Origin of the sequence: Tessaracoccus sp. MC1756 (genome assembly GCF_014164735.1) — a bacterium.
GTDB lineage: Bacteria > Actinomycetota > Actinomycetes > Propionibacteriales > Propionibacteriaceae > Arachnia.
Genome location: NZ_JACJFZ010000005.1, coordinates 1 through 23,157, shown reverse-complemented (window position 1 = coordinate 23,157; position 23,157 = coordinate 1). Strand labels below are relative to the sequence as shown.

The 23,157-nt window shown below is 66.5% G+C and carries 14 protein-coding genes; 7 read left to right on the top strand and 7 right to left on the bottom strand.

The window, feature by feature from the left end:
- Window positions 1-7: 7 nt before the first annotated feature.
- From H5393_RS11770 to H5393_RS11760, 3 genes are all read right to left on the bottom strand, one after another.
- Entirely contained in the window at window positions 8-1,306 is a 1,299-nt protein-coding gene (locus H5393_RS11770; protein ID WP_182766824.1) for an MFS transporter, read from the bottom strand.
- The gene (locus H5393_RS11765; protein ID WP_182766823.1) at window positions 1,299-1,760 is read right to left on the bottom strand and encodes a MarR family transcriptional regulator; all 462 of its coding nucleotides are present in this window, start codon (window positions 1,758-1,760) and stop codon (window positions 1,299-1,301) included. Before H5393_RS11765 ends, H5393_RS11770 begins: the two co-directional genes overlap by 8 nt.
- Window positions 1,761-1,914: 154 nt before the next feature.
- A complete protein-coding gene (locus H5393_RS11760) occupies window positions 1,915-2,391 on the bottom strand; it encodes a cupin domain-containing protein (protein WP_182766822.1) in 477 nt (158 codons plus the stop codon).
- Between the two features lie 125 nt (window positions 2,392-2,516).
- Between H5393_RS11760 and H5393_RS11755 the strand changes: the two genes are divergently transcribed.
- Both H5393_RS11755 and H5393_RS11750 read left to right on the top strand, forming a co-directional pair.
- On the top strand, window positions 2,517-3,410 hold the full coding sequence (locus H5393_RS11755) for an oxygenase MpaB family protein (RefSeq protein ID WP_182766821.1): 894 nt from the start codon (window positions 2,517-2,519) through the stop codon (window positions 3,408-3,410).
- Window positions 3,411-3,533: 123 nt separating this feature from the next.
- Window positions 3,534-3,863 (top strand): plasmid stabilization protein, encoded by a 330-nt coding sequence (locus H5393_RS11750; protein ID WP_182766820.1) that lies wholly within the window; start codon window positions 3,534-3,536, stop codon window positions 3,861-3,863.
- A 1-nt stretch (window position 3,864) separates the two neighbouring features.
- On the opposite strand, the gene H5393_RS11745 is transcribed toward H5393_RS11750, so the two are convergent.
- Complete coding sequence (locus H5393_RS11745; RefSeq protein WP_182766819.1) at window positions 3,865-4,554, bottom strand: SDR family NAD(P)-dependent oxidoreductase; 690 nt, start codon at window positions 4,552-4,554, stop codon at window positions 3,865-3,867.
- 80 nt (window positions 4,555-4,634) lie between these two features.
- Between H5393_RS11745 and H5393_RS11740 the strand changes: the two genes are divergently transcribed.
- Entirely contained in the window at window positions 4,635-5,000 is a 366-nt protein-coding gene (locus H5393_RS11740; RefSeq protein ID WP_182762975.1) for an RNA-binding S4 domain-containing protein, read from the top strand.
- Between the two features lie 6 nt (window positions 5,001-5,006).
- On the opposite strand, the gene H5393_RS11735 is transcribed toward H5393_RS11740, so the two are convergent.
- The gene (locus H5393_RS11735) at window positions 5,007-6,617 is read right to left on the bottom strand and encodes an alcohol dehydrogenase catalytic domain-containing protein (RefSeq protein WP_182766818.1); all 1,611 of its coding nucleotides are present in this window, start codon (window positions 6,615-6,617) and stop codon (window positions 5,007-5,009) included.
- A gap of 84 nt (window positions 6,618-6,701) precedes the next feature.
- Here H5393_RS11735 and H5393_RS11730 point away from each other — a divergent pair, with 84 nt between their 5' ends.
- On the top strand, window positions 6,702-7,649 hold the full coding sequence (locus H5393_RS11730) for a sugar-binding transcriptional regulator (protein ID WP_182762973.1): 948 nt from the start codon (window positions 6,702-6,704) through the stop codon (window positions 7,647-7,649).
- 12 nt (window positions 7,650-7,661) lie between these two features.
- On the opposite strand, the gene H5393_RS11725 is transcribed toward H5393_RS11730, so the two are convergent.
- Window positions 7,662-8,222, bottom strand: coding sequence for a protein-L-isoaspartate O-methyltransferase (locus H5393_RS11725; RefSeq protein WP_182762972.1), 561 nt, complete (start codon window positions 8,220-8,222; stop codon window positions 7,662-7,664).
- Window positions 8,223-8,314: 92 nt separating this feature from the next.
- On the bottom strand, window positions 8,315-8,755 hold the full coding sequence (locus H5393_RS11720) for an Hsp20/alpha crystallin family protein (RefSeq protein WP_076063374.1): 441 nt from the start codon (window positions 8,753-8,755) through the stop codon (window positions 8,315-8,317).
- A gap of 161 nt (window positions 8,756-8,916) precedes the next feature.
- Here H5393_RS11720 and H5393_RS11715 point away from each other — a divergent pair, with 161 nt between their 5' ends.
- From H5393_RS11715 to H5393_RS11705, 3 genes are all read left to right on the top strand, one after another.
- Window positions 8,917-9,663, top strand: coding sequence for a sortase domain-bontaining protein (locus tag H5393_RS11715; RefSeq protein ID WP_182762971.1), 747 nt, complete (start codon window positions 8,917-8,919; stop codon window positions 9,661-9,663).
- Window positions 9,664-10,063: 400 nt separating this feature from the next.
- On the top strand, window positions 10,064-14,818 hold the full coding sequence (locus H5393_RS14915; protein ID WP_182766817.1) for a DUF11 domain-containing protein: 4,755 nt from the start codon (window positions 10,064-10,066) through the stop codon (window positions 14,816-14,818).
- A gap of 762 nt (window positions 14,819-15,580) precedes the next feature.
- On the top strand, window positions 15,581-23,157 hold a 7,577-nt coding region (locus H5393_RS11705), incomplete at its 3' end, for a choice-of-anchor K domain-containing protein (protein ID WP_182766816.1).

Genomic DNA, 23,157 nt, shown 5'->3' with positions numbered 1-23,157 from the left:
GATACCCTCAGCGCGCGCCTCCGTAGGCGGGGCGGGACGGCAGGGTGGCGCGGATCCGGAGGGGACGACCCCGCTCGATGTGCAGCCGCAGCCCGTCGTGCACCATGAACCAGGCCAGCACCCCGATGACGGCCATGCCCGTGGCCAGGGAGGCCACCAGCACCGACGCCCGGGGACCGAGCACCTCGCCGAGCCAGCCGATCAGCGGCGCACCCAGCGGGGTGCCGCCGGCGAAGATCGCGACGTAGACCGCCATGACGCGCCCGCGGTACTCAGGCGCGGTGGACAACTGGACCGCCGCGTTCGCCGTCGTCATCACCGTGAGGGCGAAGAAGCCCGAGGGGATCAGGAGCAGCGCGTAGACGGTGTAGTTGGGCGCGAACGTCAGGGCGAAGGTGCTCACCGCGAAGCCGGTCAGGGCCATCAGCACGGTGCGCAGCGACGGGTTCGCCCGCCGCGTGGCGCCGAGTGCCCCGGCGAGCGTGCCGATGGCCATGATCGTGCCGAGCAGGCCGAACTCGCGGGCTCCGGCGTGGAACACCTCTGTGGCCATGGTGGCGTTGAAGATCTGGAAGTTCATGCCGAACGTGCCCAGCATGAAGACCACCACCAGCAACACGATGATGTCCGGCCGGCCGCCCAGGTACCGCAGGCCGTCCATGGCGGCGCCACGCGCCTTCACCATGGGCGCGGGGTGCAGTTCGTCTGCGCGCATCAACAACAGCGCGGCGATGAAGGCGAAGAAGCTGAGCCCGTTGATCAGCAGCGTGGGACCCACGCCGACGGCGGCCACTAGGACGCCGGCCAGGCCGGGGCCGATGAGCCGCGCCCCGTTGAACGAGGTCGAGTTGAGCCCCACCGCGTTGGGTAGCAGTGTGAGCGGCACCATCTCCGACACGAACGACTGCCGCGCGGGGTTGTCGAACGCGGTGATGGCGCCGGTGATCAGCGCGAAGACGTAGACGTGCCAGAGCTGCACCGTGCCCGTGGCCACCAGACCCCACAGGGCCAGCGCGGTGGCGGCGAGCGCGAGCTGTGAGATGACGAGCACCTTGCGCTTGTCGAAGCGGTCCACCACCGCCCCTGCGTAGGGGGCGAGCAGCGGAATGGCGAGGAACTGCAGCGCCGTGACGATGCCCAGCGCGGTGCTGGAATTGTCCGTCAGCTCGGTCAGCACCAGCCAGTCCTGCCCTATGCGCTGGATCCAGGTGCCCAGGTTGCTGACCAGCGCGCCGACGAAGAAGAAGCGGTAGTTGCTCACCGCGAACGAGGCGAACGTGCGCCAGCGTGTGGTGATCTCAGGCATGCGACACCTCCAGAAGGAGGTCGGCGGCCTTCCTCAAGAGCGCCAGCTTGTCGTCGTCGAGGGAATCGATGTGGGCGAGCATCCAGAGGTCGCGGTGCGCGATCGTCTCCTGGACCACCTCGTCACCGGCCTTCGTGGAATGGATGAGCACCTGGCGCCCGTCGTGTGGGTGGGGCCGCTTCTCCACGAGGCCGCGCTCGCAGAGGGCGTTCAGCGTGCGGGTCATCGACGGCGTGCTGACGCGGTCGTCCTCCGCCAGCTGGGTGGGGGTCTGGGGGCCGACGCGATTGACGCGGGCCAACACCGAGAAGAGGTGGGGAGGCAGCTCGCTGGTGGACTCGAACCGGACACGGCGCGCGATGCGCTGGCAGGCGAGACGGAGGTCGTTGGCGAGGGCGGGCTTATCGAGGGGCGCGGTTGCGGTGCCGGCCGAAGTGGGTGCGGTATTCGTCACGGATTCCTTTCGTGGACCGGAAGTTACCCTAGCTCATTACCTCAGCTAATCAAAATATCACGGACGGGGAGTCCACAGAATGAACGAACTGGCGGTCCCGCGCTCGTTTTCGAGCGCGGGACCGCCAGCTGATGGTGCGGTGGAAGTGCCGGCGTCAGGCCGACTTGTCCTCAGCATCCGGCGCGGGCTGGTGCGACCAGCTCGGCGGCTCGTCGCCGCCCGCTTCCTCGTCGGCCTCCGCCAAGGCGGCCGTCTCGTGGACGGTTCCCTGCGCATGGTGCGTGGGGGCGTAGACGACATAGAGCTGCAGGGGCTCCTGGCCCGTGTTCAGGACGTCGTGCCACGTGCCGGCGGGCACCTGGACGGACCAGCCGTCCTCCACCTCCTGCTCGAAGTCCAGGTTGTCCTTGGACGGACCCATCACGCACTTGCCCTCACCCGCATCGATGCGCAGGAACTGGTCTGTCTCGGGGTGCATCTCCAGGCCGATGGATTCCCCCACCGGGATGGACATGAGGGTTACCTGGAAGTACTTCCCCGTCCAGGCGACCGTCCGGTAGTTGGTGTTTTCCCGCGTGGCGGTCTCGATGTCGAACGCGTTGGGCTGAGGCCCGTTGTCGGTGATCTTCATGATTTCCTCCTACCCACACACATTAGCGGCGCCGGGTGACAGCCGGCGGCGGTGCGGGCGAAGACCACCCCTGGGGCTGGGGTCCACGCGCCCGTGCCACGCCCACAGCCACGTAGGGTGGAGAGATGAACCCGATCGCCAGCTTCCGGTCACTCCTGGGGCGCACCCTGCGTTCGCGGGTCGCGGGAGAAGACGCCGACGCCAAGGCCGCCCTCATCTGGGGCGCCGAGGGCGAGCGGTGGCACGGCCGCGACGACGTCATTTGGCACGTCAACGGCGACGCCGCGATGTACGCCGGCGGCATCAGGGCGCTGCTGCTGCAGGCGCTGCACCCGGCCGCCATGGCCGGCGTCGCCGGGCATTCCGGCTACCGCTCGGACCCGTGGGGTCGCCTCCAGCGCACCTCCGAGTTCATCGCGATGACCACTTACGGACCCATCCCGTCCGCCGAGGCGCTCATCGACCGGATCCGCACAGTGCACGAACGCGTCCGCGGCAAGACGGACGACGGCACGCCCTACCGGGCCTCGGACCCCCACCTGCTCGAGTGGGTCCACATCGCGGAGACCCAGAGCTTCCTCGCCAGCTTCCAGCACTTCGGCGACCGGCGCCTCACCCAGCAGGAGACCGACGAATACGTCGCGCAGGCGGCCCCCGTCGGCGAGATGCTCGGCGCCGTCGACCTGCCGCGAACGGAAGCTGAGTTGCTTGCCGCCATCGAGAAGTACCGGCCCGAACTGCGCGCTTCTCCGCCCGCCCTCGACACCGTGGACTTCCTGCTCAAGAACCCGCCCGTGCCCTGGCCCGCCCGCCCCGGCTACTGGATGCTGGCAGCCGGTGCCATCTCGACCCTGCCCCCATGGGCGCGTCGCGAACTGCGGCTCCCCGCGGGCCGGTGGTTCGACGTGTTGTTCGGTCAGCCCCTCGGCCGCTTCTCGACGACGATCGTGCGCTGGGCGCTCACTCCCGAGGCCCGGCGCGACCGGTTGGGTGCCCCGCCCCGCACGGCCGCTTCCTGAGCGTTCGCGGGGAAGGAGCGGACCGTCCGCGCCAGACGCAGCCACCCGTCGGGCCCGCGCTAAAGGGGGTAGCCGGACGTGGAACGCCGCCGTAGCGTTGGTGGAACCGAGCAGGAGGTGGAGATGAGCCCCAAGGCATGGAGCGCCAAGCGCGAACGGCAGTACGAGCACATCAAGGAGGGCCTCGAGGAGCGCGGCGAGGACGAGGACACGGCTGAGGAGATCGCCGCCCGCACAGTGAACAAGGAGCGCGCTCGGGCAGGCGAGGCGAAGGAATCCAGCAGGTTGTCCCGCGAGGACATCTCGTCAGGCCGCCGCGGTGGCCTCCGCTCGCACAAGGGGCCGGGTGGCCGTACCCGGGACCAGCTCTATGAAGAGGCCAAGCGCAAGAACATCGAGGGCCGCTCGAAGATGAACAAGGCGGAGTTGAAGAAGGCAGTCGACAAGAAGTGAATCAACCGGCGTCGCGGACGTCCGAGATGACCTTCTCACCGAAGTCTGCGCCGTTGAGCAGCGTGATGATCCTGCGGGCCGCCTCGTCTGGCGATGACAGACGGCCCTCGTCCTTCAGTGCTTGGAACTGGTCTCGCGCCGGGAAGTCCGTGCCGCGGATGGCTTCCTGCATCTGGGTGTCCACCACGCCCGGGGCGATGGAGGCCACGCGCACGCCCTCGAGGTTCTCCCCGGCGAGCGCCACGGCGTGCATGTCGACGGCGGCCTTGCCCGCGCAGTAGGTGCTCCACGTGGTGTGAGGGCGGCGCGCCGCCCCGCTGCTGACGTGCGCCACGCGCAGCGGGGCCCCTGCCGGCCGCATGCGCACCACGGCGTCGGTCAGGATGAGGGGAGCGGTCACGTTGACGTTGACCGACCGCTCGATCTCCGCCGGGTTCAGCGTGCCCACGAAGCCGATGGGCGACACCGCCCCCGCGTTGTTGATCAGGATGACGTCGGAGGCGTCCGCCAGGAACTCCGCGAGTGCGCCGGATTCCAGCCACGCGGCCAGTTCCGACGCCGACCCCAGGTCCACCTGGGCGCCGGCAGAGCGCGACACGCCGAGCACGGCCCAGCCGTCGGCCTCCAACTGCGAGGCGAGCGCGGCACCGACGCCCTTGCTGTGGCCGGTGACGATGGCTTTCCTGGTCATGGGGTTCCTTTCTGGCAGGTCTCGTCGCTACCGTACCGGGCCTCCCCGACACCCATTGACCGGGCGATTAGTATCGGCGCATGACCCGACTGGATGCCTGGCTGTGGGCGGTGCGCGTGTACAAGACCCGCTCGCTCGCGACCTCGGCCGTGCGCGGCGGGCACGTGAGGGTGAACGACCTGCTGCCCAAGGCGTCGCAGCATGTGGTGGCGGGCCAGGTCATCCGGGTGCGTAAGGACCAGGACGAGAAGATCCTCGAGGTGGTGGACCCCGGTCTGGCCAAGCGGGTCAGCGCGCCGCTGGCGCAGGCCGCCTACATCGACCGGACGCCCGAGAAGCCGCCACCCATCCCGGAGATGGTGGGCCGCGTGGCGGTGCGCGACCGCGGAGCCGGCCGCCCGACCAAGCGTGAACGCCGGGCGATCGAGCAGCTCCGCGGCCACTAGCGTGGGCTAGGCGCCGGCCAGCAACGCCTCCTCGGCCTGCTTGGTCCAGACGCCGTTGTTCAGCTTCGCGGCGACATGCGGAAGCTTCTCCGGCATGTCCACCAGACGCGTCAGCTCGAGGTCGTGCAGCATCGGGTACACCATGATCTTGCCGCCGCTGGTGCGGTTCATCACCGAGTCGATCGCGTCCTGGAAACCCTTCATGCCGGTCACGGCGTCCAGGCTGATGTGGGTGTCGATGATGCCTTCCTCGATCTTGCGCAGCACGGTGCGCATGTCCGAGACATCCGAGCCCGAGGTGCCCAGCATGAAGATGCGGCGCTCCACGATGCCCTGGAGGTCGAAGTCGCCCAGGGTGCCGGCGGGGATGCCCGCGAAGGCGTTGAGGATGGCCCCTTCGCCGGCGAGGTCCACGGCCTGGCTGACCAGCGCCGGGACGGGCACCATGCACGCGATGTGCGTGAAACCGTGCTGCAGTTCCTCGTTGCCGGTGTTGACGTAGGTGATCGGCACGCTGCGCCCGGAGGCGATGGGATCGACGGTGCGCGACAGGTGCGTCAGGCGGTCGTCGCTGAGGTCTGTGCCGGTGACGCGGATGCCCTCCACCCCGGAGGTGACGGCGCGGATGGTGTGCATCATGCCCATCGGGCCCGCTGCGCCGATGATGGCGACGTTGTCGCCGGCGCGCAGTTCGCCGTTGGCCGGCACCCAGGCGTAGCCGTCGGCCGGGTCGTCGCCGGTGGTGCCGACGAAGCGGATGAAGTCGTAGTGGACGCGGCCGATGTCGAGGGCCACCTTGCGGCCGATCGTCCCGCCGCCGAGCACCAGGCAATAGGTGGCGCGCGTGCCGAGCAGCGGCGCCGTGGCCTCGATGACCTCAGGGTCTGAGCCGTAGTAGATGATGTCGTCGAACACCTGGCCCTCGAGCGAGGCGACCTCGCCCGGAGTCACGGAGACGGTCTCTGCAGGCACGTGCGCCGAGGTGAGCGCGTCCAGCCCGGTGGGTTCGCCGTCGCTCACGACCAGGAGGCGACCGCCGTCCTTGAGGTGGTCGCGCTCCGCCCACGCGTAGGAGCCTTCGACGGTGGCCCAGGGCTCGATGAGGCCCACTGCGGCGGCGGACGGGCCGTCGGAGACGTGGATCAGGAACTCCTCACCGTTGGGCGCCACGACGCAGCGCTCGTCGATGAGGGCGTACTCCTGCAGGGCGCCGTCGAAGTTGTACCCGAAGGCGCCGTTCGACTTGGCGGTGCGCAGGTGCTTCCAGTCGGCCTGCACGAGCACCCGATCGCCCACGGCGAAGTGCGTGACCTGGTCGCCCACCTTGACGATGCGGCCCACGGGCTCGTGCCCCGGAACGACCGGAGCGGCGCCGGGGTGGTACGACGGGATCTCCGGCAGCGCGTCGAGGTCGATGCCCTTGACCACCTCGGCCTTGCGGGGGTGGGAGTCGAACGCGTGGAGCAGTTTGGTGTCGGAGAAGCAGATGCCGCACGCCTCCACCTGGAGGAGCATCTGATGCGGGCCGACCTCGTCGACTGGCTTCTCGGTGTTCAGCACGATCTCGTCGACGCCGACGAACTGGATGGCATGCTGCAGGGCGGGAATCTGGGTCACGAGGGACACCCTTTCTCTGAGTGCTACGGATCAAATCTAGGCGCGTTGCCGTCCGAAGGAAGGCTGTCCGCACGAACTGGGCATATGCTCACCAAGGTGCTCACCCCCACGCCGAACGACCTCGACCTCGTCGTGCGTGCCGCCTGGCTCTACTACGAGGACGACCTCACGCAGGCGCAGGTGGCCAAGCGGCTGTTCGTTTCGCGCCAGACCGTCGGCCGGCTGCTCGAAGCGGCCCGCCAGCACGGGATCGTGCGCATCGAGATGGACTCGCAGTACCTCGCCGCCATGCAGCTGGCCACCAGGCTGAAAGAGGCCTCTGGGCTGACCGACGTCATCGTGGTCCCCACCGCTGAGGGCAGGCTCTCGCGCGAGCGTACCAACGAGCGCGTCGCCGCCGCGCTGGCCGCCTACGCCAGGCGACACCTGCACCCCGGCGCCGTCGTCGGCGTCTCCTGGGGTGATTCGGTGGCCCGTGCACTGGTCGAGCTGTCCGAGGAGTCGCTCGACGGTGTGCAGTTCGTCGCCTGCGCCGGCGAGCTGAGCGGGATCGACGACGTGCTCACCCGCTCCCCGGGGGTGCTGCGCCGGCTGCGCACCGTGCCCGCCCCGCTGCTGGTCTCGAGCGCCGAGATGGCCAGCGCGCTGGCCGACGAGCAGGCTGTCCGCGAGGTGTTGGACCTGGCTCGTTCCGCCGTCGTGACGCTGACGGGGATGGGGTCGGCGACCCCCGGCGGCTCGGCTGTCCTGGCCGGCGTGACCACCGACGAGGAGGTGGCAGAGTTCGCCGCGCGTGGAGCGGTGGGCGACATGCTGGGGGAGTGGTACGACGCGGAGGGCCGGGTGGTCGCCACCCCGTGGTCCGAGCGGCGCATCGGGCTGGGGTTGGACGAGTTGCGGGAGATGAGCAACGTCGTCGGGGTCGCGGGCGGTGTGGAGAAGGTGGGCGCCATCCGCGGCGCGATCCGCGGCCGGCTCATCACGGCCCTGGTCACCGACGAGCCCACCGCGCAGGCGCTCCTCGCCGGCTGAGTACCGAGCCGGTTACCGCAACTCGACGAAGCTGAACATCCCGGCGGCGGCGTTTCGTGTCAGCTTCCCGTCGGCGTCCTTCTCCACGATGATGATGCGCTGCGACGCGGGCAGCACCATCCGGCCGCCGGGGGCGAGCTGCGCCTCCAGGTCCTCCGGCACGCTCCCGCCGTCGGCCGAGACCAGGATCCGGTCGTAGGGAGCCGATTCGGGCCAGCCCAACACACCCTCCTCCGCCTCCTCGAAGCGCGCCCACGGGAACCGGTTGTCCATGTGCAGGCGACCCATCTGCACGAGCTCAGGCACGATGTCCACGCCGACGACCGAGCCGCTCTCACCCACCAGGTAGGCGAGCAGGGCGGTGGTCCAGCCCGAGCCGCTGCCCACGTCGAGCACCTTGTCTCCGGGTTGCGGGTCCAGATGCTCCAGCATGTAGCGCACCGTCCAGGGTTGCGAGTTGGTCGCGTCGTGACCGATCGCCAGCGCCCTGTCCAGATCAGCGAAGGGCTTGACCTTCGGCGGCAGGAAGTCGGCGCGCGCCACCACGTCGAATGCGTCGTCGAGCTTCGTCATGTCTCCAGTCTGCCCCGTCGCGCTGCGCGGGGGGTGACAAAGAGGCGCCGCACGTGGTGTGCGGCGCCCCGTGGCAACTCCTGCAGGAGGGATCAGCCCTCGCTGCCCTCCTCGACAACTTCCGAGCGGATCTCGCGCTGACCGCCGGAATGGGCGACGGACACCTTGCGCGGCTTCGACTCCTCAGCCACCGGCAGCATGACGGTGAGGACGCCGTCGGTGTAGTCGGCCTCGATCTTGCCGGCGTCGATGCCGCGTCCCAACATCAACTGGCGGGCGAACGTGCCGGTGGCGCGCTCCCGCGTCAGCCACTGGGTGTCCTCCGCGGCCTTGCTCTGGCGCTCGGCGCGGATGGTGAGCGTGCGGTCGTCGATGTCGATGTCGATGCTCGACGGGTCAACGCCAGGCAGGTCGATCTCGGCCACGAAGTGATCGGCCGAACGATAGACATCCATGTTCATGCCCGGCTGGGAGGTGGAGCGCTGCTCGAACAGGCGCTCCATGTCGCGGAACGGATCAAACGTGCGTGCCATGGTTTCCCTTTCTCTGTGTGCAGCTCGGGGTTGAGCCTCTTGGACTCAAGTTTAATCCGAGACCGCGGTGAGTCAAGCCCGGGTTGAGCGAACTGCGCTCAACTATATTTTCTGCCGATCGGCCGACTGTCGCCCGTCAATCGCCGCGTTACGCTGGGTTGGTGACTGGAGCGACGCGCCGCAGGGGGTGGCGGGCAGGCCTGTGGGTGCTGCTCGCCGTGGCACTGACCATGGGCGGTGGGTACCTCGTCTGGTCCGGGCTCCAGGAACGTCCGCCGGGGGAGACCCCGGAACCCAGCCGGCAGTTCTCCATGAGCGCCGAGGAGGCCATCGCGGCCAGGCCGTCGGCGGCCCCCGACGTCGAGCCGCTCGTGATCGAGGAAGAGGCCAAGGCTGAACTGGGGCCGTTCGTGCGTACCGAGCCGGTCGAGGAACCTCCGGCCGATGGTGACGGTGGCGGAAGCTTCGTCAGTCGCCTCCAGATCCCGTCGATCTACGTGGATGCCGGCATTGTGAACCAGGGAGTCTCTGCGGACAATGCGATGACTTTGCCGCGCAACCTCTCGAAGGTGGGCCTTCTCAACACCGTCCAGCCGCTGCGGGCCGGCACCGGGTCCACTCTCCTCGCCGGCCATGTCGTCTACAGCGGGGACCGCGGCGCTCTCTACTACCTGGGGGAGGTCGAACCGGGCGCCAGCATCAGCACCTGGGACGACCGGGGCCGACGCCAGGAGTGGGTGGTCAGCGGCGTGCACCTGTACCGCCAGACCGAGCTCCCGGACAGGCTCTTCGCAACAGACGGCGAACGCCGGCTCCACCTGGTGACCTGCGGTGGGGATTTCATCCGGACGAGCCGCGGCTGGATCTACTCGGACAACATCGTCGTGACCGCCGTCCCCGTGTCGTAGCCGCGCGTAACTCCGTGAGGTAGGAGGGGCGAGCTCGACGTCTTTTTCCCGCCATGATTCATTTGCGCCCGCCAATCCCCCCACAATGCGCTGACCAGCCGCTCAACCCTTTGCAGGCACGTAAAGAATTGCCTGAAAGTTCATTACCAAAAGGTGGCGACAAACGGGCCCGTGGGGGCATATGGTGCTGAACAAGGGTTTAAAGGGGGGCACCGTCCGGCGTGGGGGACAACTACTGACACAACGGTCATTCCCTGACGTACGACAGACGCCTCCTGGCCGATCCCGGGGCAGCTGCGGCGCCGATAGCCGTGGCCCCCGCAGACCGAAGTGGGGAAGATTGATGTCTGGGCAGTCGCACACATTAGGCCATGTTCCATGGCGAAGCCGCACGTGGAGAGTGGTCTCCACCTGGTCCGCGTTCATCCTCGTACTCCCGCTGATGGGAATGCTCGGAGCACAGGCCGATACTGACGCGCCGGGGGAGGTGACCCCCGCCGTCGCTGCGATGGCCGAGGAATCCCCCACCGTGACCCTGACGGAGGCTGCGCCGGAGGAGACTCCAGTAGCGCCGGAACCGTCAGTGAGTGAAGAGGCGCCGCCGCTCGAAGAGCCGGCGCCACCGCCGGCAGAGGAGCCGGTGCCGGTTGAGGTGGTTGAGGAGACCGCGCCCGAACCAGAGCCGGCTCCCGCACCGGCGCCTGAACCGGTGAGCGAAGAGCCGGCCACCGTGGTCGAGGAAGCGGCGCCCGTTGAAGAAGCGCCTGCTCCCGCCGAAGAGGCCGCACCGGAAGAGCCCGTGAAGGAAGAGGCGGCCCCGTCGGTCGCCGTGGCTCCCGAGGGTGAGCTTCCTGCGCTCGACGAAACCGCACCACTCGCCGCCCCGGAAGCCGAGATCGGCGTCCTGGCAACAGAGGACTGCAGTGTCGACGCGTTGACGCCGATCAACTGGAGCGGTTCGCCGTCGTTCGTGTACGACGCCTGTGGCAGCGAGACGGACGACGTGTTCGTGCAGGGATCTCACGAACCGGATCCGCCGTCAACCTGGAAGCAGAGCGACGCGGGTGTGGGACAGAGCACCGACCTGGTCAGCGCAGCAGTGGACATCGCCTACGTGGATGGCAAGCCGACGCTCTATTTTGGGTTCAACCGCTTCTCCGGTAGCGGCGACGGCGGCTTCTACCTGGAACTGAACCAGAAGCCAAACGTGGTCAACAGTCACGACGCCACTGTGCCCAACCGCACGGTGGGCGATCTGCGCTTCGTCCTGGCTACATCGACCAATGGCGGCTTTACGCAGCCCACGGTGTTTGAGTGGAACGGAACGACGTGGGTGGAGAAGTCCGTCCCGCCCGGCGCCTTCGACTACGCCTCAGAAGGCGACACGGCAGAGTTCACCTTCGACCTGACGGCTCTTATCGGCCAGAACGGCGGGCAAATCGAGTGCGGCCGCCTGTCGTTCAACTCCGTCTATCTGCGTTCGAGTGCCTCTTCGCAGGAGAAGTCCCAGCTCAAAGACTTCCTCACGGGCTCTGTCGATGTTGACGCGTGCCCTGGCCTGGACATCGAGAAGCGCGACATGGACGGCGACCTGGTTGGCGGGGCGACCTTCCGCATCTCGCCTGACCCGCGTGACCGCAGCATCGCCTCGGTGACCGTCACCGACAACGGCGCGGGCGACGACTCCGACACGCTCGGCATCATCCGGTTCGACGAGGCCAAGAACGGCGTGTACACGATCGAAGAGATCACGCCGCCCACCGGCTTCCTGCTGCCCGCCCTGGCGGGCCGCACACAGCAGGTCACCGTCGGGTTGACCGACGACGTGAGCGTCGTGTTCGTCGACCCGCAGGTCCCCACCATGACCAAGACCGCCGTCGCCACCTTCCACGAGACCTACGTGTGGGCCATCGAGAAGACCGTCGACGGTGAGACGGAAGTGACCTACCACGTGGGAGGCGAGGCCCCGGTCGTCGCCAACTACGAGGTTGAGGTTTCGCTCGTCGAGGTGCAGCGCTCGGCGTACTCACTGACCGGTGTCATCACCGTCAGCAACCCGGATGTCGCACTGAAGGCCTCGTTGACCGACCAGCTGGCTCCGGGGATGGACTGCACCGTCACCGGCGTGGCCGCCGGCACCGGAAATGTCGAGCTACCCATCGGAACCAGCACCTTCAACTACTCGTGCATCAGCAACGGGCAGCTGGGTGATGTTCCGCTGAGCGGCACCAACACCGCCACGCTGAAGGTCAGCAAGGCGAACTGGGCCACCGCGTTCCCGACCGGCGCAGATGATGCCACGGTCACCGCCACGGCCGACTACATGTTCGGCTCGTCGACCAAGACCAACCAGAGCGTGACCGTCACCGACACCTTCAACGGCTCGACCACCACGCTCGGCACCGTCACGGCCAATGACGCCGGCACCTCGGTCACCGCAGTGGGCACCACTGCCACCGCCACGGTGTCCGGGACGACGGCGACGTTCACTTACACCAGGAACCTCGCGCCCAACACCCAGGGCGACGAGTGCGCGGTGTACGACAACACGGCAACCATCACGCAGACCCAGCAGACCTCGGAAACCGAGGCCACGGTCTGTGTGCCGGACATCACGCTGACCAAGACCGCTTCGCCCACCACGTACGACTCGGTCGGCGACGTGATCACGTATACCTTCCTGGCCACCAACACCGGCCAGTCCGTCCTCACGAACGTGACGATCTCTGATCCGCTACCCGGCCTGTCCGCCCTCGTCTGCGTTCCCGCGCAGCCGACGACGCTGGATCCGGGAGAGTCGATGCAGTGCACCGGCACGTACGCGGTGACGCAGGCGGATCTCGACTCGGGCTCGGTCTACAACGTGGCCACCACCACCGGCACCCCGCCGAGCGGCCCGCCGGTGACCGACACCGATGACGAGACGATCACCGGCGACAAGCTCCCGTTGATCGACCTGGTCAAGACGGCGGATGTGGAGAGCTACGACGAGGTGGGCGACGTGATCACCTACACCTTCGTCTCCACCAACACGGGCAACGTGACGCTCACCGATGTGACGATCACGGACCCGCTGCCCGGCCTCTCCGACCTGACGTGTGATCCGGCCCAGCCGGCAACGTTGGCCCCGGGGGAATCGATGGAATGCACGGCCACCTATGAGGTGACCCAGGCCGACCTCGACAACGGTTCCGTTGACAACACCGCCACCACCGTCGGCACGCCGCCGGAGGGTGAGGATGTCACCGACACCGACGACGAGACCGTGCCTGCAGAGCAGATGCCGGCGATCAGCCTGGTCAAGACGGCGGACGTGGCGACCTACGACGCAGTGGGTGACCTCGTCACCTACACGTTCCTGGCCACCAACACCGGCAACGTGACCCTCACGGATGTGACGATCACCGACCCGCTGCCGGGCATGTCAGCCCTCGTCTGCGATCCCGCGCAGCCGACCACGCTTGATCCCGGGGAGTCGATGGAATGCACCGCCACCTACACGGTGACGCAGGCAGATCTCGACGCCGGCTCGGTCTATAACATGGCCACCACCGTCGGCACGCCGCCGGAGGGTGAGGATGTCACGGACACCGATGACGAGACGATCACCGGCGACCAGTTCCCGGCAATCGACCTGGTCAAGACGGCGGACGTGGAGAGTTACGACGAGGTGGGTGACCTCATCACCTACACGTTCGTCTCCACCAACACGGGCAACGTGACGCTCACCGATGTGACGATCACGGACCCGCTGCCGGGCCTCTCCGACCTGACGTGTGATCCGTCCCAGCCGGCAACGTTGGCTCCGGGGGAGTCGATGGAATGCACGGCCACCTATGAGGTGACCCAGGCAGACCTTGACAACGCTTCCGTTGACAACACCGCCACCACCGTCGGCACGCCGCCGGAGGGTGAGGATGTGACCGACACCGATGACGAGACCGTGCCTGCGGAGCAGATGCCCGCTATCGAGCTGGTCAAGACAGCGGATGTTGAGAGCTACGACGCGGTGGATGACGTGATCACCTACACCTTCGTCTCCACCAACACGGGCAACGTGACGCTCACCGATGTGACGATCACGGACCCGCTGCCGGGCCTGTCGGAACTGACGTGTGATCCGGCGCAGCCGGCAACGTTGGCTCCGGGGGAGTCGATGGAATGCACGGCCACCTATGAGGTGACCCAGGCAGACCTCGACAACGGTTCCGTTGACAACACCGCCACCACCGTCGGCACGCCGCCGGAGGGTGAGGATGTCACCGACACCGACGACGAGACGGTTCCGGGTGACCAGAATCCGGCTATCTCGCTGGTGAAGACGGCTGACCGCGAAGAGTACGCCGAAGTTGGCGAGATCATCACCTACACACTGCTGGCCACCAACACCGGCAACGTCACCCTGACCAACGTGGTCATCGACGACGAAGTGCTCGGCGTCGAAGACGCCTTGTGCGCCGAGTCGTTGGCTCCGGGGGAGGAATGCGTCATCGAGTTGAAGCACGAAGTGACGCAGGCGGATCTCGATGCCGAGTTCATCCACAACATCGCAGTGGTCGAAGGAACGGCGCCGGATGACGAGATCGTGACCGACGAGGACGACGCCCTGGTCGAGGCTCCTGCCCCGTCCGAACCCGTCCTCACGCCCGGGATCGACCTGGTGAAGCACGCCGACAAGGCTGGCCCCGTCCGCTTCGGCGACCGGATCATGTACAGCTTCACGGTGACCAACACCGGTGAGACGCTGTTGACCGACGTCCGCGTCGATGATCCGAAGCTGAAGGCTGCGGGCATCTCCGTCACCTGCCCGGTGACAGAGCTGGAACCGGGTGAATCCACCACCTGCGCCGCAACCGCGGCCTACGTGGTCACGGCCGCCGACGTGGCGGCGGGCAAGGTTCTCAACCTGGCGACGACGACAGGCCTCACGCCTGACGACAAGCCCGTGACGGATCAGGACGATCACCAGGTGCCGGCAGAGCCCACCCCTGCACCGGCACCGCGCCCCATGGCCCCGGCCCCGAAGCCGATGGTCAGGAGTGGTGATCCCACAGGTACCGGTCCCGATTCCGGGCTGGTGCTCACCGGTGTGGCGCTCCTCGCGCTGGCCGGCGGTGCCGCGGCGATGGCAGGCAAGAAGCGTCGCCGTAGCTGAGGCGTGACCTCCGGACAGGGCCAGTCCCCCGTCCCCGTCCGGAGGGCTGCCGGGTCCGGCCTCGACTGGATCGAACAGGGCCGCCCCTGCGTCAAATGACGCAGGGGCGGTTCACTGTGACAAAAGTCACGGCGGGAGGCGACAAAAGTAACTTACGTTACGTAAATGCGTTGCTTAATTCGGAGATGCCTGTCGGCTGAACGGATGACAGTCTCGCGCAGCTCGAGTGCAGTTTCTTTCCCCGATGTCGGGCGCATGGGCACATTCCGCGCTCAGGATGGGAGCCATGGCACCCGAGCAGCGGGCGTTTACGGATCTTGTGAAAGTCCTGAGTGACGGGGAAAAATAGAAACTTCCTTACGTTGTCTCCGAGACAGAAACGCAAAGGTGCCCTACAGTGCCTTCTAAGGGGTAACAAGGGGGGAACCTTTCGACCTCGGGGGACGGTTGTGTGGAACTGGTTGTCGCCAGTTCCGTGGCTGCTTTTCCTCTGACTTCGAGATGACCTCCCTCGGCCATCCCCGGGGAAGCAGAAGGCGCGCAGAGCCGCTGCTCCCCAGGAGATCCGAAAGAGGAAGTCACATGCCTGGGCAGTCGCACACCACAAGTCATCATTCGTGGCGGAGCCGTACGTGGAGGCTTCTCTCCACCTGGTCCGCATTCATCCTGGTGCTCCCACTGATGGGGGTCCTGGGTGCCCAGGCCGATACCGAGAGCACCCAACCCGAATCGCCGGCGGCAATCGCGCTGGAGGAGGGCTCCGTGACCCTCAGCGAAGTGGCGGCGGAGAGCCCCACAACTGCCCAGGTGACTGCGGAGGAGACGCCGTCGGAGGCGCCCAGCGCCGAAGCGGTCCCCGTCGAAGTGGTCGAGGAGACCACCCCGGAGCCCGTGGTGACGGAGGAGCCACCAGTTGTGGAGGAACCAACTGAGCTTCCGGAGCCGGCGCCTGCTGTGCAGAAGCCAGCCGCGCAGAAGCCGACTGTGGAGGATCCTGCGGCTGAAGAGCGGGGTAATCCCAAGCCAGAAGAACCAGCCAAGACCTCAGATGCCCTGGCTCCCGAAACGGTGGAGCCGGCTGAGCCGATCGCGAATGTGGGTCCGATGATGGATCCCAAGGCTCTACTGGCTCCGCAGGCCAACGTTGGCGGCATTCAGGCGCGACTTGTCGACCATCACGGGTTGACAGAGTCCGATTCGACGAACTGCATCCGGTACCGGCCGGCTGCCACTTCCACTTCCAGTGGTTGGGTCTCTCCCGGTCAGGAAGCACTCACCGCCCATGGCTACGACAACTCCTGCCCCAGCACGCTCGACACAGGCAAGCAGAGCGCCATCGGTTTCACCCCGTCGTCGGTGACGGACCTGCCGCTAGGTACTTCGGTGAGCCTGGGCACCATCAAGCACTACAACAACCCCATCACTGGAAATGCAGATGAGCGCTACACCGGCACGATGCAGGTGCAGTTGCCCGGTGTTCAGAGCAGCCCGATCTTCAGCTTCCCTTGGACTTTGTGGGAGACGCCGAACGACTCCAACCAGCCGGACGACTACGTCAAGATCACCGTTCAGTCGCCAGAGCAGATCATCTACCTCAGTGATGGGGCCGGTGGCACGTTGCCTTACCGCATGGTGCTCAGCGGCTTCGCGAGCAGTTGCACGTCGGGCACCCCGAAGAGTGAGTGGTGGACGAAGGAGCGGTCGACGACGACGTCGCAGCTCTGCGCCCAGCTCACCCAGGTGCGCAGCCTTGAAATTGTCAAGCAGGTGCAAGTGCCCGCTGGTTACAACGGCACCGTCCCGGCTTTCGGCTTCGATTCCAGCACGACCATGACCAACCTCGACGGTGTTCCTTCCTTCTGGAAGGACGACTTCTCGCTGACCCCAACCGCGACTACGGCCGCCACCACCGGGTCCAAGTCGGTACTGGTGCCCAATCAGGACGTCACCGTTTCCGAGAAGCAAACGTCCGGCTGGGAATTTGTATCGGTGGTGTGTCAGGGAGTGGGTGTCACCACATCGGGGTCGTCCATCACCTTTGACGGGGTGGAAGTGAAGAAGGCTTCCGAACTGCCCGTGAAGTGCACCTTCGTGAACCGCCCAACGATGAAACCGCTGACGATCGTGAAGACGACCAGCAATCCCACCTACACGCAGGCGTGGACGTGGGCAATCGACAAGTCGGTGACTCCGGCCAATACCGTGGCCAACCCGGCGGTGAGCCCCACCACCTTCACCTACGCGGTCAAGGTGACCCCGGCCAAGGGTCAGCGCAGCGACGGGAAGTACACGACGAACCTCACCATCAAGAACGACAATGCGTTCCCCATCTCGAACGTGCAGCTCGTTGATACGCCCTGTGTCGTGAATGAGCCCACGTTCAACTTGGCGGCGGGACAGACGAAGACCGTGACGTTGAACTGTTCAGCGCCCGCCGTCGCCAACGGCACCAATACGGCGACCATTTCCTGGACCAGCCCGTACGGGCAGACGGGGAACGCCTCCGCCAGCGCGAACTACGGCTTCGACAACGCGACGGCGGTGCCGGGTGCCAACGCATCCATCAAGGTGGCAGACACCTTTGCCGAGTTTGCGGCCAAGTACCCGAACTCGACGGTGCAGGGCACCGCGGGTGTCAAGACCTTCACGTATGACGTGACCCACACCTCACCCGCTGGGCAGTGCCGTGAGTACACCAACACCGCGAGCATCGTGGAGACCGGACAGAACGACAGCGCCAACGCCAAGGTGTGCAACCAGGCTGATCTGGAGACATCGAAGAATGTGATCTCCAGCATGGATCGCACCTACGCCTGGTCCATCGACAAGTCCGTCGACCAGTCCGAGGTCTACGTGGACGCGAACGGCCAGGCCTCGGCCGATTACACCGTGACCGTCACCGAGGGCGCGGCAACGGATTCCAATTGGTCGATGACCGGTCAGGTCACCGTCGTCAACCCGAACAACTACAAGGACGCCATCGTCAACGTGACGGACGCCACCAGCATCGGCGGATCCTGCAGCGTCGTCGGAGGAGTGAACGCTTTGGTGCCGCGAGCCGGCCAGATCGTTCTGGACTACTCGTGCACTTGGAACCAGAAGCCATCGAGCTATGACGGGGTCAACACTGCAACCGTGCACTGGGCTGACCAGTCTCGGCCGTCGGTCTATGCGGCGCCGTTCTCGGCCGCCGACTGGAACATGACCGAGAAGGTCAAGCAGGCCGTCGTCTCGGACACCTTCCCGTCCCTCGCTGACGAATACTCGGCTGCCGAGCGCACCTTGGTGTGGTCGCAGGCAGGTAAGAAGCACGAATTCACCTACACCCATGTCTTCGCTGGGAACGACCTTCCCGCTACCGGAGAGTGCCGTGAGGTTGTCAACACGGCAAGCTTGAACATTGGTGGTCAGGATTCAGTCAAGACGTCCATCTGTGCCGCTGACATCTCGTTGACGAAGTCGGCCTCCCCGGCAACTTTCAGCGCTGCAGGTGACGTGATCACCTACACGCTGACGGCGAAGAACACCGGGCCGGTCACGCTCACCGATGTGAGCATCACCGACGGCGCACTCGGCGCGACCGATGCCTTCTGCGCGGAGGAGTTGGAACCGGGTGAGACCTGCATTGTTGAGCTCACTTACAACATTCTCCAGACCGATGTCGACTCGGGCAGCTTCTACAACACCGCCACGGTGACGGGTACCGACCCCGGCGGCAATGACCTCACGGACACCGACGACGAGACTGTCACGGGGCGTTATGCGCCGGCCATCTCGCTGACCAAGACAGCAGGTGTTGCCAACTACGACCAAGTGGGCGATGTGATCACCTACAAGTTCGTGGCGAAGAACACGGGCAACGTCACGCTGACCAACGTCTCGATCGCCGACCCGCTGGATGGCCTTTCGGCTCTGGTGTGTGCCCAGCCGGTCACGCTGGCTCCGGGGGAATCGTTCGAGTGCTCGGCCACCTACACGGTGACCCAGGCTGATCTCGACGCGGGTTCTGTGGACAACACCGCCACCACCGTCGGCACCCCGCCGGTCGGTGAGCCGGTGACCGACACCGATGACGAGACGGTGCCGGCTATCCAGTCGCCGTCGATCGAGCTGACCAAGGACGCCGACGTGGCGACCTACGACGCGGTGGGTGATGTGATCACCTACACGTTCGTGGCCACCAACACCGGCAACGTGACGTTGAGCAATGTGACGATCTCCGACCCGCTGCCGGGCCTCTCGGCGCTGGTCTGCGCCCCGGTCCAGGGCTCCACCCTGGCTCCGGATGCCACCATCACCTGCACCGCGAGCTACACCATCGGCCAGGGCGACCTTGACCGTGGTTCCATCTACAACCTCGCCACCACCACCGGCACGCCGCCGGCGGGTGAGGCTGTGACGGCCACGGACGACGAGACGGTCACCGGCGACAAGTTCCCGGCCATCTCGCTCACTAAGGACGCCGATGTGGCGAGCTATGACGCGGTGGGTGATGTGATCACCTACACGTTCGTGGCCACCAACACCGGCAACGTGTCGCTGAGCAATGTGACGATCTCTGATCCGCTGCCGAACCTCTCGGCACTGACCTGTGACCCGGCCCAGCCCACGACGTTGGCGCCCGGGGCCTCGATGGAGTGCTCGGCCACCTACTCGGTGACCCAGGCTGATCTCGACGCGGGTTCTGTGGACAACACCGCCACCACCGTCGGCACCCCGCCGGTGGGCGAGGATGTCACTGACACCGACGACGAGACCGTCCCGGCGACCCAGTTGCCCGCGATCTCCATCGTTAAGACGGCCGACGTGGCCACCTATGACGCGGTCGATGACGTGATCACGTACACGTTCCTGGTGACCAACACCGGCAACGTCACCCTGACTGATGTCCAGGTTACTGATCCGCTCGAGGGCCTTTCGGCGCTGGAGTGCACGCCGGCGATGGGCGCCACCTTGGCTCCGCAGGAGACCATGGAGTGCTCTGCCACCTACAGCGTCACCCAGGCAGATCTCGACAACGGTTCTGTCGAGAACACCGCCACCACCGTCGGTACGCCGCCGGTGGGCGAGGATGTCACCGACACCGACGACGAGACGGTGCCCGGCACCCAGTCGCCTGCGATCGACCTGACCAAGGACGCCGACGTGGCGACCTACGACGCGGTGGGTGATGTGATCACCTACACGTTCGTGGCCACCAACACGGGCAACGTGACGCTCACGGACGTGGTCATCACGGATCCGCTCCCGGGTCTCTCGGGCCTCACGTGTGATCCCGCGCAGCCCACCACGCTGGCGCCCGAGGCCTCGATCGAGTGCACGGCCACCTACACGGTGACCCAGGCCGACCTGGACAATGGTTCGGTGGACAACACCGCCACCACCACCGGCACCCCGCCGGTCGGTGACGAGGTGACCGACTCGGACGACGAGACGGTGCCGGCCGCCCAGTCGCCTGCGATCGAGCTGACCAAGGACGCCGACGTGGCGACCTACGACGCGGTGGGCGACGTGATCACCTACACGTTCGTGGCCACCAACACCGGCAACGTGACGTTGAGCAATGTGACGATTTCTGATCCGCTTCCCGGCATGTCCGAGCTCACCTGCGTCCCGGTGCAGCCGACGACGTTGGCTCCGGGTGCCACCATGACCTGCACCGCGGCCTACGCGGCGACGCAGGCTGATCTCGACGCCGGCTCGGTCTACAACCTGGCCACCACCGAGGGCACCCCGCCCGCGGGTGAGCCGGTGACCGACACGGACGATGAGACAGTCACGGCTGCCGTCGAGCCGGCGATCCTGCTGGTCAAGACGGCTGACGTTGAGAGCTACGACGCGGTGGGTGATGTGATCACCTACACGTTCGTGGCCACCAACACCGGCAACGTGACCCTCACGAACGTGACGATCACGGATCCGCTGCCGAACCTCTCAGACCTGACGTGCGTCCCGGCGCAGCCGACCACGTTGGCTCCGCAAGCGTCCATGACCTGCACGGCCACCTACTCGGTGACCCAGGACGATCTGGACAACGGTTCGGTGGACAACACCGCCACCACCACCGGCACCCCGCCGGTGGGCGACGTTGTGACGGACACCGCGGACGAGACCGTCCCGGCCGATGCATCTCCTGCGATCACCCTGGTCAAGTCGGCTGATCCTGCCACCTACGACGCGGTGGGTGATGTGATCACCTACACCTTCGTGGCGACCAACAGCGGCAACGTGACGTTGAGCAATGTGACGATCGCCGATCCGCTGCCGGGTCTCTCGGCGCTGGTCTGCGCCCCGGTCCAGGGTTCCACCTTGGCTCCGGATGCCACCATGACCTGCACCGCGACCTACACCATCGGCCAGGGCGACCTCGACCGTGGTTCCATCTACAACCTCGCCACCACCGAGGGCACCCCGCCCGTGGGTGAGCCGGTGACCGATACCGACGACGAGACCGTGACTGCGGCCACCGAACCGTCGATCATGATCGTGAAGACCGCCGATGTGGAGTCCTATGACGCGGTGGGTGATGTGATCACCTACACCTTCGAGGTGACCAACACCGGCAACGTGACGCTTGACGATGTGACCGTCTCTGACCCGCTGCCGGGCCTCTCGGCGCTGGTCTGTACTCCGGTTCAAGGCTCGTCCCTCGCTCCGAACGCGACCATGGAATGCAGCGCCACCTATGCCGTGACGCAGGCAGATCTGGACGCGGGTTCTGTGGACAACACTGCCACCACCGTCGGCACCCCGCCGGTCGGCGACGATGTGACCGACACCGACGACGAGACGGTGCCGGCCAGCCAACTGCCCGACATCGATCTGGTCAAGACGGCGGATGTTGAGAGCTACGACGCGGTGGGTGATGTGATCACCTACACGTTCGTGGCCACCAACACGGGCAACGTGACGCTCACCGATGTGACGATCTCTGATCCGCTGGAGGGGCTTTCGGCACTGACGTGCGTCCCGGCGCAGCCCACCACGCTGGCGCCCGAGGCCTCGTTCGAGTGCTCGGCCACCTACACGGTGACCCAGGCCGACCTGGACAACGGTTCGGTGGACAACACAGCCACCACCGTCGGCACGCCGCCGGTCGGTGAGCCGGTGACCGACACGGACGATGAGACCGTCCCGGCCGCCCAGTCGCCTGCGATCGAGCTGACCAAGGACGCCGATGTGGCGAGCTACGACGCGGTGGGTGATGTGATCACCTACACGTTCGTGGCGACCAACACCGGCAACGTGACGCTCACCGATGTGGTCATCACGGATCCCTTGGAGGGTCTGTCGGACCTGACGTGCGTCCCGGCCCAGCCGACGACGCTGGCGCCCGGGGCCTCGTTCGAGTGCTCGGCCACCTACACTGTGACCCAGGCTGATCTGGACGCGGGTTCTGTGGACAACACCGCCACCACCGAGGGCACCCCGCCCGCGGGTGAGCCGGTGACCGACACCGACGACGAGACGGTGCCGGCCAGCCAACTGCCCGACATCGACCTGGTCAAGACGGCGGATGTGGCGACCTACGTCGCCGTGGGCGACGAGATCACCTACACCTTCGTGGCCACCAACACCGGCAACGTGACGTTGAGCAATGTGACGATCTCCGATCCGCTGGAGGGCCTCTCGGCGCTGGTCTGCGCCCCGGTTCAGGGTTCCACCCTGACTCCGGGTGCCACTATGACCTGCACCGCGACCTACGCGGCGACGCAGGCTGATCTCGACGCCGGCTCGGTCTACAACCTGGCCACCACCGAGGGCACCCCGCCCGCGGGTGAGCCGGTGACCGACACCGACGATGAGACAGTCACGGCTGCCGTCGAGCCGGCGATCCTGCTGGTCAAGACGGCTGACGTTGAGAGCTACGACGCGGTGGGTGATGTGATCACCTACACGTTCGTGGCCACCAACACCGGCAACGTGACCCTCACGAACGTGACGATCACGGATCCGCTGCCGAACCTCTCAGACCTGACGTGCGTCCCGGCGCAGCCGACGACGCTGGCTCCGGGGGAGTCGCTCGAGTGCTCGGCCACCTACTCGGTGACCCAGGCTGATCTCGACGCGGGTTCTGTGGACAACACCGCCACCACCGTCGGCACCCCGCCGGTGGGCGAGGATGTCACTGACACCGACGACGAGACCGTCCCGGCGACCCAGTCGCCCGCGATCTCCATCGTCAAGTCGGCCGACGTGGCCACCTATGACGCGGTCGATGACGTGATCACGTACACGTTCCTGGTGACCAACACCGGCAACGTCACCCTGACTGATGTCCAGGTGACGGATCCGCTCGAGGGCCTTTCGGCGCTGGAGTGCACGCCGGTGATGGGTGC

Bases quoted from the DNA above. Each gene is read 5' to 3' on its own strand.
- H5393_RS11770 (WP_182766824.1), bottom strand. From the start codon at position 1,306: ATGCCTGAGATCACCACACGCTGGCGCACGTTCGCCTCGTTCGCGGTG.
- H5393_RS11760 (WP_182766822.1), bottom strand. From the start codon at position 2,391: ATGAAGATCACCGACAACGGGCCTCAGCCCAACGCGTTCGACATCGAG.
- H5393_RS11755 (WP_182766821.1), top strand. From the start codon at position 2,517: ATGAACCCGATCGCCAGCTTCCGGTCACTCCTGGGGCGCACCCTGCGT.
- H5393_RS11750 (WP_182766820.1), top strand. From the start codon at position 3,534: ATGAGCCCCAAGGCATGGAGCGCCAAGCGCGAACGGCAGTACGAGCAC.
- H5393_RS11745 (WP_182766819.1), bottom strand. From the start codon at position 4,554: ATGACCAGGAAAGCCATCGTCACCGGCCACAGCAAGGGCGTCGGTGCC.
- H5393_RS11740 (WP_182762975.1), top strand. From the start codon at position 4,635: ATGACCCGACTGGATGCCTGGCTGTGGGCGGTGCGCGTGTACAAGACC.
- H5393_RS11730 (WP_182762973.1), top strand. From the start codon at position 6,702: ATGCTCACCAAGGTGCTCACCCCCACGCCGAACGACCTCGACCTCGTC.
- H5393_RS11725 (WP_182762972.1), bottom strand. From the start codon at position 8,222: ATGACGAAGCTCGACGACGCATTCGACGTGGTGGCGCGCGCCGACTTC.
- H5393_RS11720 (WP_076063374.1), bottom strand. From the start codon at position 8,755: ATGGCACGCACGTTTGATCCGTTCCGCGACATGGAGCGCCTGTTCGAG.